The organism is Phaeobacter sp. LSS9 (genome assembly GCF_003443595.1).
Taxonomy (GTDB): domain Bacteria; phylum Pseudomonadota; class Alphaproteobacteria; order Rhodobacterales; family Rhodobacteraceae; genus Phaeobacter; species Phaeobacter piscinae.
On sequence record NZ_CP031956.1, the window covers coordinates 2,077,594 to 2,091,222 of the forward strand.

The window sequence follows — 13,629 nt, forward strand, 5'->3', positions numbered from 1 at the left end:
GAGATCGCATGAAAATCGGATGCCCCACTGAGATCAAGCCGCAGGAATTCCGCGTCGGGATGACACCGGACGCCGCCCGCGAAGCCGTAAACCATGGCCATACCGTCCTAATTCAGGCCGGTGCCGGAATGGGCGCTGGCTTTACCGACGAAGATTATACCACAGCAGGTGCCGCAATCATCGACACCGCCGAGGAGATCTTTGCCACCGCAGACATGATCGTGAAGGTGAAAGAACCCCAAGCCGTTGAGCGCAAGATGCTGCGCGAAGGCCAGTTGCTGTTCACCTATCTGCACCTCGCCCCTGACCCGGATCAGACCCGTGATCTGCTGGATTCCGGTTGCACCGCGATTGCCTATGAAACCGTGACCGACGACCGTGGCGGCCTGCCGCTGCTGGCGCCGATGTCCGAAGTTGCCGGCCGTCTGGCCCCACAAGTGGGCGCCTACACCCTGCAGAAGGCCAACGGTGGTCGCGGCGTGCTGATGGGCGGCGTCCCCGGCGTGGCCCCGGCCAAGGTTGTGGTGATCGGCGGCGGCGTCGTTGGCACCCACGCAGCCAAGATCGCTGCTGGCATGGGCGCGGATGTCACCATCCTCGACCGTTCCCTGACACGCCTGAAATATCTCGACGATGTCTTCGGCCGCGACTTCAAGAACCAATACTCCACCGCAGGCGCCACCGCCGAGCTGGTGCGCGATGCAGACATGGTGATCGGCGCGGTTCTGATCCCCGGTGCCGCAGCACCGAAGCTGGTCTCACGGGCCCAGCTCAGCGAGATGAAACCCGGCGCAGTGCTGGTGGATGTCGCCATTGACCAGGGCGGCTGCTTTGAGACGTCAAAGGCAACCACCCACGCCGATCCGATCTATGAGGTCGACGGCATCATGCACTACTGCGTGGCCAACATGCCCGGCGCTGTTGCCCGCACCTCGACCCAGGCACTGGGCAACGCCACCCTGCCATTCTTGCTGAATTTGGCAAACAAAGGCTGGAAGCAAGCCTGCGCTGACGATCCGCATCTGCTGAACGGCCTAAACGTCCACGCTGGTAAGCTGACCTATTTCGCGGTCGGCAAGGCTCTGGGCATTGATGTTGTCTCCCCTCAGCTGATGATCAAGTAACACCTCCCGATCACTTGGTATCAGCCAGCGCAAGGCCTCGCAGACGCGGGGCCTTGTCTCGTTTTCGATTGGTGGAAAAAGTTGCCAACCCCACTAGACAATCGGTCTAGTGATCTTATGTCTACTCGCATGAGTGACACCCGACTGCATATTCTGGACACTGGACGCGCACTGACGGCGCAGCGCGGCTATACCTCCGTCGGGCTGACGGAGCTGCTTGCGACGGCGCAGGTGCCGAAGGGGTCCTTCTATCACTACTTTTCCTCCAAAGAGGACTACGGCTGCGCCCTGCTGCGTCACTACGTCGACCAGTACCGGATTGAGTTGACGCCCACGTTGAACAACCCAGAGCTGACCGGGCGCGATCAGGTGCTGTCTTATGTCACCGCCTGGCAGGAGCGGCAGAGCTCGGACATGGCCGGTCAAAAATGCCTTATTGTCAAACTGGCCGCCGAAATTGCCGACCTCTCCCCCGCGATGCGCGGCATTCTGCAACAGGCTGTCGAAGGCATTACAGCGCGGCTGGCTGACTGCCTGCGCAAAGGTCAACGGGACGGCTCCCTCAGCCCGAGCGTCGACCCAATCCATACCGCCATCACACTCTATCAGATCTGGCTTGGCGCCAGCCTGATGGCGCATCTGTCGCAGGACAGCACCCCGTTCAACACCGCCATGGTCCAGACCCGGGCCATGCTCCCCCCACCCGGGCACACCTAACCTGTCAGAAACATTCTGGCTCCCTTGTGTGCCGTAAAAAATTTACCGTTCACTAGACGATCGGTCTAATCCCTACAGAAAGGACCCCAATATGACACAGACCTCCACCACCAACCGCCAGTACGTCCTCGCCGAGCGCCCCAAGGGTGAGCCAACCGACAGCACCCTGCGCCTGGAAACCACCGAAGTGCCCACCCCAGGCGAAGGCCAGATGCTGCTGCGCAACGAGTATCTGTCGCTGGACCCATATATGCGTGGCCGAATGAGCAGCGCGCCCTCTTATGCCGCGCCGGTCGAGATCGATGAGGTCATGGTGGGCGGCACCGTTGCCGAGGTCGTTACATCCAACGTTAAGGGATATGAAAAAGGCGATTGGGTCGTCGCATTCGGTGGCTGGCAGGACTACACGCTCTCGGATGGCACCGGTGTGATCAATATGGGCAAGACCCCGCAGAACCCGTCTTGGGCGCTTGGTGTTCTGGGCATGCCGGGCCTCACCGCTTGGGCGGGTCTCACCCAGATCGGCCAGCCAAAAGAAGGCGAAACACTGGTGGTTGCAGGTGCCAGCGGCCCGGTCGGCGCTACGGTCGGCCAGATCGGCAAAATCCTCGGCCTGCGCGTGGTCGGCATCGCGGGTGGGGCGGAGAAATGCCAGCACGTGGTCGACACTTTGGGTTTTGATGCCTGCATCGATTACAAGGCCGACAGCTTTGCCGACGACCTTGCCAAGGCGGTTCCAGATGGCATCGACATCTATTTCGAGAACGTCGGCGGCGCTGTCTTTGACGCGGTGATGCCGCTCCTCAACCCCTCTGCCCGCATCCCGCTCTGCGGCCTGATTTCGCAGTACAACGCCACTGCCCTCCCCGACGGCCCTGATCGGATGAACTACCTGATGGGCCAGCTGCTGCGCAAACGCATCACCATGCGCGGCTTTATCGTGTTCGACGATTTCGGCCATCTCTACCCGGAGTTTGCCAAGCAGATGACCGGCTGGGTGCAGGAGGGCAAAGTGAAATACCGCGAAGAAATGATTGAAGGTCTGGAACAAGCGCCCGCAGCATTCGTTGGTCTTTTGAGAGGCGAAGCGTTTGGCAAACGTGTCATCCACCTCGCCGACTGATCTGAACTTCAAAATATAAGGAGACCCGAGATGAAAATCCTGATGGTCCTCACCTCCCATGACAAACTGGGCGACACAGGCGAAAAAACCGGCTTCTGGCTGGAGGAATTCGCCGCGCCTTATTATGCGCTGAAAGATGCAGGCGCCGACATCACACTGGCCTCCCCCAAAGGGGGGAAACCCCCGCTCGATCCCAAGAGCGATGATGAAAGCGCCCAGACCGATGCCACCCGCCGGTTCAAGGAAGATACCGCCGCGCAGGACGCCTTGGCCAACACCAAGGTCTTGGCAGAGGTCAAAGATGATGGCTTTGACGCGGTGTTTTATCCCGGCGGTCACGGTCCTCTCTGGGATCTGGCCGAAGACGCCGACAGCCGCCGCCTGATCGAGGCCTTCGCACACAGCGACCGTCCCATCGGCGCTGTCTGCCACGCCCCAGCCGTGTTCCGCCACACCAAAGACGCCGATGGCGCGCCGCTGGTACAGGGCAAACGCGTGACCGGCTTCTCCAACAGCGAAGAAGACGGCGTCGGCCTCACCGACGTGGTGCCCTTCCTGGTGGAAGACATGTTGGCTGAAAATGGCGCCACCTACGAGAAAGGCGACGACTGGGCCTCCTTTGCCATCACCGACGGCAAGCTGGTCACCGGTCAGAACCCCGCCTCCTCGGAAGAGGCCGCCAAACAGCTGCTCGCCCTACTCTGAGGCCGCAAGCCTGCGAAAACCACAGCGCTCAGTACAAAGGCCGCCCTGCAGTGATGCGGGCGGCCTTTTATTTTCGCACATGATGACCGCGTGATCAGATCGCCGCGTTCATGCTTTCTTCCAGATAGATCTCGCGCAGGCGCTTGGCGATCGGACCCGGTGTGCCATCGCCCAGCGCTACGCCGTCGATCTCAACCACCGGCATCACAAAGGCGGAAGCCGATGTGGTAAAGGCCTCATCCGCCTCTTTCGCTTCCTCAATGGTGAACAGGCGCTCTTCGATCTTCATCTGTGCCTCTTCTGCCATGCGCAAAACCGCCTTGCGGGTGATGCCGTGCAGGATGTCATTGGACAGCGGGCGGGTAACAATCACGCCATCCTTCACGAAATAGGCGTTGTTAGAGGTCCCTTCGGTCACGTGACCATCCTCAATCATCCAGGCATCATCGGCCCCGGCCTTTTTCGCCATCATTTTGCCCATGGAGGGGTAAAGCAGCTGCACGGTCTTAATATCGCGGCGACCCCAGCGAATATCCTCGATCGAGATGATCTTAGCGCCTTTGCGCGACGCCGGGCTGTCCGCCAGACCAGGTTTGTTCTGGGTGAACAGCACGATGGTCGCCGTGGTCTCAGCCGAGGGGAACACAAAATCACGATCCCCATCAGAGCCACGGCTGACCTGCAGATAGACCAGACCTTCGTCGATGTCGTTCAGCTCCACCAGCTTGCGGTGGATCTCCAGCAGCTCTTCCTTCGAGCAAGGCTCCGCCATCTCCAGCTCGTCCAGCGACCGTTTCAGACGTACGGCGTGACCTTCGAAATCAATCAGCTTGCCGCCCAGAACCGAGGTCACCTCATAAACAGCATCCGCCATCAGAAAACCGCGGTCAAAAATCGAGACCTTGGCCTCATCCTCCGGCAGGTAGTCGCCATTCACATATACGGTACGGGTCATAGTGCTCTCCTTAGCCCCACAAGGCCGCTTCCGGCGGGTGCACGCCGTCTGCGTCAAATTTCAACGGTTCCGCACGGTCTTCGGCCAACAGAAGCGGCCCGTCAAGATCGGTGACCACCGCCCCCTGTGCCACCAGTGTCGCAGGCGCCATGGCAAGCGAGGATCCGACCATGCAGCCCACCATCACTTCAAAGCCACGCGCCAGCGCCGCGTCGCGCAGTTTTAGCGCCTCCGTCAGCCCACCGGTCTTGTCCAGCTTGATGTTGATGACGTCGTATTTCCCCTCAAGGGCTGCGAGACTCTCGCGATCATGACAACTCTCATCGGCACAGACTGGCACTGGACGCTCCATCCCCAGCAGCGCAGCATCCTCGCCCGCAGGCAGCGGCTGTTCCACCAGCGCCACCCCCAATCGCACCAGATGCGGGGCAAGATCAGCGTAGACCTCAGCGCTCCAGCCTTCGTTGGCATCGACAATGATGCGGGCCTCAGGGGCACCAGCACGCACCGCTTCCAGGCGGGCCATATCGTCGGTGGTGCCCAGCTTGATTTTCAGCAGCGGGCGATGGGTATTCTTGGCGGCCTGCGCCTGCATGTTTTCAGGGCTGTCAAGCGACAACGTATAAGCGGTAATTTCCGGCTTTGGCTCTGGCAGACCTGCCAACTCCCAGACCCGCTTGCCTGCCTGCTTCGCCTCCAGATCCCAGAGCGCGCAATCAACCGCATTGCGCGCGGCCCCTGCAGGCAAAAGCGATTGCAGCTCTTCCCGGTTGAAACGCTCTGGCAGACCTTCAATTTCGACCGTCACACTCTCCAGCGTTTCACCATAACGCGCATAAGGCACACATTCACCACAGCCCGTGACGCCATCCTGTTCGATACGCACGGTCAGCACCTTGGCCTCGGTGCGCGATCCTCGGGAGATGGTAAAGACCTGCGCCAGCTTGAAAATATCGGGTGTCACGCTGATCTGCATATGTCTCTCCATAACTGCGGTAGTTGTCTTTGTCTAAAGAACCGGAAAAGGCCCAAAGGACACCCGCACGGCCGGGCACCCCAATGTCATCTTTCCAAAAATACTCCCGCCGGAGGCTTCGAACCGTTCGGCTCACCCCCAGCGGCAGCAGGGGTTAGATCACACAGCGTCCAGCGCGTCCACCAGACGGCCCGCACCATGGCGATAGGGATCCACCGCTGGCAGCCCCATACGGGCCTCAACTTCGGCGAGATAGGATTTCGCGTCCTCCTCGCTCAGATGCTGGGTGTTCACCGAAATACCCACGACCTTGCACTCCGGATTGGAGACCTGCGCCAGCGGCAGCGCGGTGTCACGCAGCTGCTCAAGGCTCGGCAGCTTATAACCCGGCAGACCCCGCATATGCTCACGGGTCGGCTCATGGCACAGGATCAGCGCATCTGGCTGACCCCCATGCACCAGCGCCATGGTCACACCAGAATAGGACACGTGAAACAATGAACCCTGCCCCTCGATCAGATCCCAGTGGTCATCGTCATTATCCGGGGTCAGATACTCAATCGACCCTGCCATGAAATCCGCGATTACCGCGTCGAGCGGCACGCCATGGCCGGTGATCAGAATGCCGGTCTGGCCCGTCGCGCGGAAGGTCGACTTCATGCCGCGCTTCTGCATCTCAGCGTCCATGGCCAGCGCGGTATACATCTTTCCAGCGGAACAATCGGTGCCAACAGCGAGGCAGCGTTTGCCGCTGCGCTTCACGCCATTGGCGATCGGATAACCAACGGTCGGCACGCGGACATCATGCAAGGTTCCGCCATGGGTCTGGGCCGCCGCAACCAGATCACCCTCGTCCCGCAGCAGATTGTGCAGACCGGACGCCAGATCATACCCCATCTCCAGGGCTGCGATCAGCACCTCTTTCCACGCCGGGGAGATCACACCGCCACGATTGGCCACACCGATCACCAGCGTCTTGGCACCCGCCGCCTTGGCCTCGGCCAGCGTCATATCGCTCAGCCCAAGATCGGCTCCACAGCCGGGCAGGCGGATCTGGCCCACGGCGTGATCCGGGCGCCAGTCGCGAATACCGATGGCCACCTTGGCGGCCAGCATGTCGGGCGCATCGCCCAGGAACAGCAGATATGGGGTCTCGATCATGGCGGGGCCTCCTCAGAAAAAGTCGAGTTCCGCGCGAGTGTAGGAGAGCGCGCCTGCGAGAGGATCCCGAATTCTGCGCAACATCTGAAAATTGACGCATGAATCTTCGAATCCAGAAGGAATAACCCGAAGATCTTCCCGATCAATGATCATATACGCCGGTTCCTTGCTTTCGCTGCCGTGCAACTCGGCCCCCCAGTGACTGTTTCTGCGCTCGCAATGCTGCGGCTGCACAAAACGCTTGCGGGTCGCTCTGCAATTTAATACCAAAACAGCAAGCAATTACGACACATCATTACCCAAAGGTCGCTGACATGAGCTTTCGCATCCAACCCGCCGCCCCGGCCCGCCCGAACCGCTGTCAGCTGTTTGGCCCCGGCTCAAACACCAAACTCTTTCCGAAAATGGCAGCCTCAGCAGCAGATGTGATCAACCTCGACCTGGAGGATTCGGTCGCCCCGTCGGATAAGGATGCAGCCCGTGCCAATGTGATCGAGGCCCTGAACACGGTCGGCTGGGGCAACAAATATATCTCCGTGCGAATCAATGGGCTGGATACGCCCTATTGGTACCGCGATGTGGTCGATCTTCTGGAGCAGGCTGGCGACCGACTGGACCAGATCATGATCCCCAAAGTGGGCTGCGCCGAAGATGTCTATGCCGTAGACGCACTTGTCACGGCGATTGAACGCGCCAAGGGCCGCCGCAAGCCGATATCCTTTGAGGTAATCATCGAATCGGCCGCCGGCATCGCCCATGTCGAAGCCATCGCCGCCGCCAGCCCCCGCCTTCAGGCCATGAGCCTCGGGGCTGCAGACTTCGCCGCCTCCATGGGCATGCAGACCACCGGCATCGGCGGCACGCAGGAGGAATACTATATGCTGCGCGCTGGCGAAAAACACTGGTCGGACCCCTGGCACTGGGCCCAGGCCGCCATTGTCGCCGCCTGCCGTACCCATGGCATTCTGCCAGTGGATGGTCCGTTTGGGGATTTCTCCGATGATGAGGGCTATATCGCCCAGGCCAAACGCTCCGCCACCCTCGGCATGGTGGGCAAATGGGCGATCCACCCGAAGCAGATCGCGTTGGCCAATCAGGTTTTCACCCCATCTGATGAAGCGGTCTCTGAGGCGCGTGAGATCCTCGCAGCCATGGAACAAGCCAAGGCCAACGGCGAAGGCGCCACGGTCTACAAGGGCCGTCTGGTCGATATCGCCTCTATCAAACAGGCCGAGGTGATCGTCGCCCAATCGGAGTTGATTGCCCAAAACGGCTAACGGTTTGTAAAACCGGGGGTGCGACAATGCCCCCGGTAAAACAAGGGCCGTCAAGACAGCGACAAAGGCAGGCGAAGCACATGGTCAATCTCACCCTGATTCACACGGCCGAGACCCATGTCGCCACTTTCGATGCGCTGGCGGGCGCTGCAAAGCTGCACCATATCGTCCGTCCCGACTGGCTGGAGCGGGCCCAAGACGGCATCGACGACGCCCTGCGCCGGGAAATCACCACCGAAATCCAGCGCCTGACTGGCCCTATCCTCTGCACCTGCACCACATTGGGAGAGCTGGCCGAAAGTCTCGGCGCCATCCGGCTCGACTGGCCGATGATGCAGGCCGCAGCACAGATCGGCGGACCGGTGCTGATTGCGTATTGTCTGGAAAGCACACGCGCGCCCTCTACGGCCCTGTTGGAGCGCGCCTTCAGCGACCTCGACACATTGGCAGAAATTCGCACCTTGCCTCTGACCGGCCTCTGGCCGCACTTCACCGCAGGCGATACCGATCTGTTCCACCAACAGATCGCCACCTGGGTCAGCACCAGCCTCGCCTTGGTGGCCGATACCTCCTGCGTGGTGCTTGCGCAGGCCTCCATGGCTGGTGCCGCCGCGCTGATTGAGACTGAGATCCCGGTGCTCGCCTCTCCCGCCATCGCCATGCGGAGCCTCACAGGGGCGGACTGACGCCAACCCCGTCACCTTTCTCCAAATACTCAATCTCCGACGCCCCGGCTGTCAGGCCCGCATGTCCTTGGGCGATCCCATCACCACATAGGTGGTGATCGAGGTCACATAGGGAGACGTCCCCAGAATATCGGTATGAAACTGCTTGTAGCTGGGCAAATCTGCGCATTCGACCCGCAGGAGGTACTCGATGGTGCCAGTGATATTGTGGCACTCCACCACCTCGGGCGCCCGCCGCATGGCGATTTCAAAGGCCTCTTGTGCTTCTTTGGTATGCTCGCCCAGACCCACCCCGATATAGGTGACAAAACCAACCCCCAGCGCCTGCCGGTTCAACACCGCCCGATATCCGGTGATGACCCCGCTGCGCTCCAGATCCTGCACCCGACGCAAACAGGCAGAAGGCGACAGCCCTACACGATCGGCCAGTTCCAGATTGCTGATCCGCCCGTCGCGGCTCAGCTCCTGCAATATCCTGTCGTTTATTTGATCCAGTTTCGCCATTTGTTGCAAGATATGACGTCAACGCATAGAGAACGCAATTTCATTCGCTCAAATACTCTTCATTTTCATCGCCATGACCTACGAACTCTTCTTCGCCCTCGCAGGCTTTGTCTTTGGCACTGTCTTCACACCAGGCCCCAACAATCTGATGCTGATGGCCTCCGGCGCCAACTTCGGCTTTCGCCGCTCCCTTCCGCATCTCACGGGGGTGGCGGTTGGTTTTCCGTTGATGATTCTGCCGGTTGGCCTTGGCGTGATGCAGCTTTTTGATGCCTTCCCCGCGCTCACCTGGATCATGACGGCACTGTCGGTGGCTTATATGCTGTGGTTGGCGTGGAAAATTGCCAATGCGGCCCCGCCGCGCGATGGCGAGGCGCAGGGGACACCGCTGAGTTTCCTTCAGGCCTGCGCCTTCCAATGGGTCAACCCCAAGGCCTGGGCGATGGCCCTTGGCGCAATCACCCTCTATGCGGCCAGCCGCGATGTGACTGCCATTCTCTGGGTGTCGGGCACTTATTTGCTGGTGGGCAGTTTTTCAGCCTCGACCTGGACGTTGCTGGGCCAGCAGCTGCGTCGGCTGCTGACCCGCCCCGCACAGCTGCGGGCCTTCAACTGGACCATGGCAGCCCTGCTTCTTGCGTCGCTGGCCGCGATCCTGCTGCAGCGCTGAGCGTCACTTCAGCGGCAGACAGATCTCCGTCAGCAACTCCTCCGGTGCGACTTGGTGCGGATCATTGAGATAGATCTCGTAGCAGGGCGCATCGGCGGGCTCCTCGCCTGACTGTGGCAACCACGCGCCGAACAAATCACCATAGGCGGCATGGATGCCGGAATACGGCCCCTTGTAGGTCATCACGGCAGTCTTCCCACCAGCCAAAGCCACCTCTTCCATATCTTCAGGCAGGGCAACACCTTCAGCCGTGCTGGCCCCGGCATAGCTGCGCAGCTCGGCATCGGGGACTGTATCTGGACTGTCGAGATAGACACCGATCATCTGGCGCATCTGCGGCCAGAGATTGCGCGCTGTACACAGGGCTGAGAACGCCTCAAAGCTGCGGCCAATCTCGCTATAGGCCCCCTTATGGGCCAATGCGGCCAGGGTGCGGGCGGGTTCATCGCGAATGGTGGTGGGATACATGGGGTCTCCTTGGGACATCAGATTGGGATTGGGCGGCAGAAGACGGCCCTTCCTGCGGAAGGCCGCGGGCGACGCCCCATAAGCCTCGGCAAAGACACGCGCAAAAGAGCGGGTATTGGGATATCCTGCGGCGCGGCCGATGCTCTCGATCGGGGCTGCGCCCTGCACCAGCGCAGTTGCGGCCAGATGCAGCCGGATCCGGCGCACCGCCTGCGCGCAGGTTTCCCCGGTCAGGGCGCGAAACACCCTGTGCCAGTGAAACCGCGACATCGCCGCAACATCCGCCAGCGCATCCAACGACAGATCCCCCTCCGGGTTGTCGTAGATATAGCCCAGCACCCGCAGAATGCGGTCTTCATAGGAGTTGCTCATGGAAAACGTCCCTCTTCTGACCCGATTTGGATGCCATAGTAGCACTTCACAAATCTTGCTGAGTTGCATCCGTCGGCCCTTGGGGCCATATATCGGGCAAACCGCTCGAGTGAGACGACATGACCCAGTACATGGATTTTGAGAAACCGTTGGCCGAAATCGAAGGCAAAGCGGAAGAACTGCGCGCCCTGGCACGGGCAAATGAAGAAGCCGATCTGACCGATGAGGCCGCCGCCCTTGACGCCAAGGCGGCGCAATTGCTGATCGATCTCTACAAGGATCTGACACCCTGGCGCAAATGCCAGGTCGCCCGTCACCCCGAACGGCCGCATTGCCGTGATTATATCGATGCGCTGTTCACCGAATATACACCGCTGGCCGGCGACCGGAACTTTGCCGATGATCTGGCGGTGATGGGCGGGCTGGCTCGGTTCAACGACCAACCGGTCATGGTGATCGGCCATGAAAAGGGATCAGACACCAAGGCGCGTATCGCCCATAATTTCGGCATGGCTCGTCCCGAAGGCTACCGCAAGGCCATCCGCCTGATGGAAATGGCTGGTCGGTTTGGCCTGCCGGTGGTGACCCTCGTGGATACGGCTGGCGCCTACCCCGGCAAAGGCGCAGAAGAGCGCGGACAGTCCGAGGCCATCGCCCGCTCCACTGAAATGTGTCTGAAAATCGGTGTGCCGCTGATCTCCATCATCATTGGCGAAGGCGGCTCTGGCGGTGCTGTGGCCTTTGCCACGGCCAACCGCGTGGCGATGCTGGAACATTCGGTCTACTCCGTGATCAGCCCCGAAGGTTGCGCGTCTATCCTCTGGAAAGATGCTGAGAAGATGCGCGAAGCCGCAGAGGCCCTGCGCCTCACCGCCCAGAACCTTAAGGAGCTGGCCGTGGTGGACAAGATCATCCCCGAACCGCTCGGTGGCGCCCACCGCAATGCTGACGCCGCCTTTGAGGCGGTGCGCGGCGCGCTGGCCGACATGCTGGCAGAGCTGGACGGCAAGGACGCCGCCGCCCTGATCAAAGATCGTCGCCAGAAGTTCCTGGATATCGGGTCGAAGGGGCTGGCGGCCTAAGGCCACCTGCAACGCTCTGATTTAAAATGAAACCCCGGCCTGTGCGCCGGGGTTTTTCTATGTGCGCTCGCATCGTGACGATCTGCTTTCGGAACAATCCTGCGCTGCTGCGCATTTGATTGATATATATATCCGTTCCCATGGTCAGGAGCGCCACCATGTCAGATCGCCTGTTTTCAGGGCTCGCAAATCGCGCCTTGCCCTCTGAGCAAACCCGTAACGAGATCCTTGATCAGATCAACCCAGATGACTTTTCTTGGGCGATACCCATCATGCGTACCGGCTACGGTGGTCGGGCGCTGGTCTATCTGACGATTGCCGGCACGTCGCTGTGGTCGATCTGGCAGGGCGGCGGTGCAAAAGGCACCACGGAAGCGCTCGAATGGCTGGATGGCGGCTGGGGTACGATTGTACTACTCGTGATCATTCTGGGGTTGGCAGCCTACGCAGTCTGGCGTGTGGTCGACAGCGTCTGGGACCTCGAAGCATACGGGGCGGGTCTCAAGGGCCTGATTGCCCGCACGGCGATGGTGGTGACGGGTCTCGTCCACTTTGTCATGGCGGGGCTTGCCGTCACAGTTTTGATCGACCATCAGTCCGGTAATGGCTCCGGCGGTGATAAGATCGCGCAGCTTGCGTCGTCGCCAGCCGGCGCGATCCTCCTCGGAGTGGCTGGCCTGCTGACGCTGGGTGCAGCGGCTTACTACCTTCACAAGGCATGGAGCGAAGGCTACCGAACACATCTCAAAGCCAACGCGACCACCCGGCGCCTTAATACACCCTTGAAAATCGGTGTCGCCGCAAACGGCGTGGTCATCGGAGTTATCGGCGCATTGATCATTCAGGCTACGCTGTTTGCATCCGCTGACAGCCCCAGTGGTATCGGCAGTGTTTTTGACTGGCTCCAGGCGCAGGTTTTTGGCCAGATTCTTGTCACGGCTCTCTGTTTCGGCCTCTTGGGCTTTGCGCTGTTCTGCTGCGTCAACGCACTCTATCGCGTCGTGCCCAAGGCCAGCAACCGCGGCACAAAGACCCTCGGCGATGCACTCAGCCGTACCTGACCGCGTGACCTATCCCGCCAGCATCCGCAGCCCCTGCGTCACGTCGGAACGCACCGCCAGTCGCAACCCCGGTTCATCCCCCGCCTTCAGCGCGGCAATGATCAACTTGTGATTCTGCGGCGGTTCGGTGCGCCGCAACCGGCCATAAAGCGCCCGCATCGTCGGCCCCAGCTGCAACCAGACGGTCTCCGCCATCGCCAGCATGGCCGGCGCCTGTGCCCGCAGATACAGCGTTCGGTGAAATTCCAGATTGGTGCGGAGATAACCGACAGCATCCCGCTTGGAGATCATCTCGGCAACATTGCTGTTGATGCTCTGCAACCGGTCGATCAGCGCGATATGCGCGCGCGGCAGGGCACGGCTGGCCAGCTCGACCTCAATCAACGCCCGCAAGGCTGCCAGTTCCTCAATCCGCTCGTTTGTCAGCTCCGGCGTAGAGACCCGCCCAGAAGACGACAGGAACAAGGCCCCTTCGGCCACCAGCCGCCGCACCGATTCGCGGGCGGGCGTCATCGACACATCAAACTCACGACCAATCCCGCGCAGCGTCAGCGCCTCCCCCGGTGCCATCTCACCGTGCATGATCCGGGTACGCAATGCGCGGTAGACACGGTCGTGGGCAGAGCCCGTGGGCGGCTCAACAGTCGGGCGAATGGGGTTGGATACAGGATCAGACATGGCGGTGTTGTGATCACAAATCTCGATCAGGTCAACCGGTACCACTCACCGAACACAGGCCCGCCGCCCC

General features: G+C 60.8%; 15 protein-coding genes. 9 read left to right on the plus strand and 6 right to left on the minus strand.

Translation table 11 applies throughout. The features are described from left to right. Positions 1-8: 8 nt before the first annotated feature. From ald to D1820_RS09905, 4 genes are all read left to right on the plus strand, one after another. Entirely contained in the window at positions 9-1,124 is a 1,116-nt protein-coding gene (ald, locus tag D1820_RS09890) for an alanine dehydrogenase (RefSeq protein WP_040174681.1), read from the plus strand. 129 nt (positions 1,125-1,253) lie between these two features. Further along, positions 1,254-1,841 (plus strand): TetR/AcrR family transcriptional regulator, encoded by a 588-nt coding sequence (locus tag D1820_RS09895; protein ID WP_244905775.1) that lies wholly within the window; start codon positions 1,254-1,256, stop codon positions 1,839-1,841. Between the two features lie 91 nt (positions 1,842-1,932). Beyond that, positions 1,933-2,964 carry an NADP-dependent oxidoreductase gene (locus D1820_RS09900; protein ID WP_118068851.1) on the plus strand — a complete coding sequence of 344 codons (1,032 nt, stop codon included), beginning with the start codon at positions 1,933-1,935 and terminating at the stop codon, positions 2,962-2,964. 30 nt (positions 2,965-2,994) lie between these two features. Next, positions 2,995-3,669, plus strand: coding sequence for a type 1 glutamine amidotransferase domain-containing protein (locus D1820_RS09905; RefSeq protein WP_118068852.1), 675 nt, complete (start codon positions 2,995-2,997; stop codon positions 3,667-3,669). Positions 3,670-3,763: 94 nt separating this feature from the next. Here the strand turns inward: D1820_RS09905 and D1820_RS09910 are convergent, their stop codons facing one another. The 3 genes from D1820_RS09910 to dgcN all read right to left on the minus strand — a co-directional run bounded on the left by D1820_RS09910 (position 3,764) and on the right by dgcN (position 6,761). Further along, a complete protein-coding gene (locus D1820_RS09910) occupies positions 3,764-4,624 on the minus strand; it encodes a D-amino-acid transaminase (RefSeq protein ID WP_118068854.1) in 861 nt (286 codons plus the stop codon). A 10-nt stretch (positions 4,625-4,634) separates the two neighbouring features. Further along, the gene (dgcA, locus tag D1820_RS09915; protein ID WP_118068856.1) at positions 4,635-5,600 is read right to left on the minus strand and encodes an N-acetyl-D-Glu racemase DgcA; all 966 of its coding nucleotides are present in this window, start codon (positions 5,598-5,600) and stop codon (positions 4,635-4,637) included. Between the two features lie 159 nt (positions 5,601-5,759). Continuing rightward, positions 5,760-6,761, minus strand: a complete 1,002-nt coding sequence (gene dgcN / locus D1820_RS09920) for an N-acetyltransferase DgcN (RefSeq protein ID WP_040174693.1) — start codon at positions 6,759-6,761, stop codon at positions 5,760-5,762. Between the two features lie 314 nt (positions 6,762-7,075). Between dgcN and D1820_RS09925 the strand changes: the two genes are divergently transcribed. Both D1820_RS09925 and D1820_RS09930 read left to right on the plus strand, forming a co-directional pair. After that, the gene (locus D1820_RS09925) at positions 7,076-8,038 is read left to right on the plus strand and encodes an L-malyl-CoA/beta-methylmalyl-CoA lyase (protein ID WP_118068857.1); all 963 of its coding nucleotides are present in this window, start codon (positions 7,076-7,078) and stop codon (positions 8,036-8,038) included. Positions 8,039-8,118: 80 nt separating this feature from the next. Continuing rightward, positions 8,119-8,724, plus strand: a complete 606-nt coding sequence (locus D1820_RS09930; protein WP_118068859.1) for a hypothetical protein — start codon at positions 8,119-8,121, stop codon at positions 8,722-8,724. 51 nt (positions 8,725-8,775) lie between these two features. Here D1820_RS09930 and D1820_RS09935 read toward each other — a convergent pair whose 3' ends face one another. After that, entirely contained in the window at positions 8,776-9,228 is a 453-nt protein-coding gene (locus tag D1820_RS09935; protein ID WP_040180809.1) for an Lrp/AsnC family transcriptional regulator, read from the minus strand. A 73-nt stretch (positions 9,229-9,301) separates the two neighbouring features. On the opposite strand from D1820_RS09935, the gene D1820_RS09940 reads away from it, so the two are divergent. Continuing rightward, entirely contained in the window at positions 9,302-9,898 is a 597-nt protein-coding gene (locus D1820_RS09940) for a LysE family translocator (protein WP_205521376.1), read from the plus strand. Between the two features lie 3 nt (positions 9,899-9,901). Here the strand turns inward: D1820_RS09940 and D1820_RS09945 are convergent, their stop codons facing one another. Further along, positions 9,902-10,738, minus strand: coding sequence for a GyrI-like domain-containing protein (locus D1820_RS09945; RefSeq protein ID WP_118068862.1), 837 nt, complete (start codon positions 10,736-10,738; stop codon positions 9,902-9,904). A gap of 119 nt (positions 10,739-10,857) precedes the next feature. Between D1820_RS09945 and D1820_RS09950 the strand changes: the two genes are divergently transcribed. Both D1820_RS09950 and D1820_RS09955 read left to right on the plus strand, forming a co-directional pair. Further along, positions 10,858-11,820 carry an acetyl-CoA carboxylase carboxyltransferase subunit alpha gene (locus D1820_RS09950; RefSeq protein WP_102896225.1) on the plus strand — a complete coding sequence of 321 codons (963 nt, stop codon included), beginning with the start codon at positions 10,858-10,860 and terminating at the stop codon, positions 11,818-11,820. 158 nt (positions 11,821-11,978) lie between these two features. Beyond that, the gene (locus D1820_RS09955; protein ID WP_118068864.1) at positions 11,979-12,881 is read left to right on the plus strand and encodes a DUF1206 domain-containing protein; all 903 of its coding nucleotides are present in this window, start codon (positions 11,979-11,981) and stop codon (positions 12,879-12,881) included. A gap of 9 nt (positions 12,882-12,890) precedes the next feature. Here the strand turns inward: D1820_RS09955 and D1820_RS09960 are convergent, their stop codons facing one another. Beyond that, positions 12,891-13,559, minus strand: a complete 669-nt coding sequence (locus tag D1820_RS09960; RefSeq protein ID WP_014875932.1) for a GntR family transcriptional regulator — start codon at positions 13,557-13,559, stop codon at positions 12,891-12,893. Positions 13,560-13,629 lie beyond the last annotated feature (70 nt).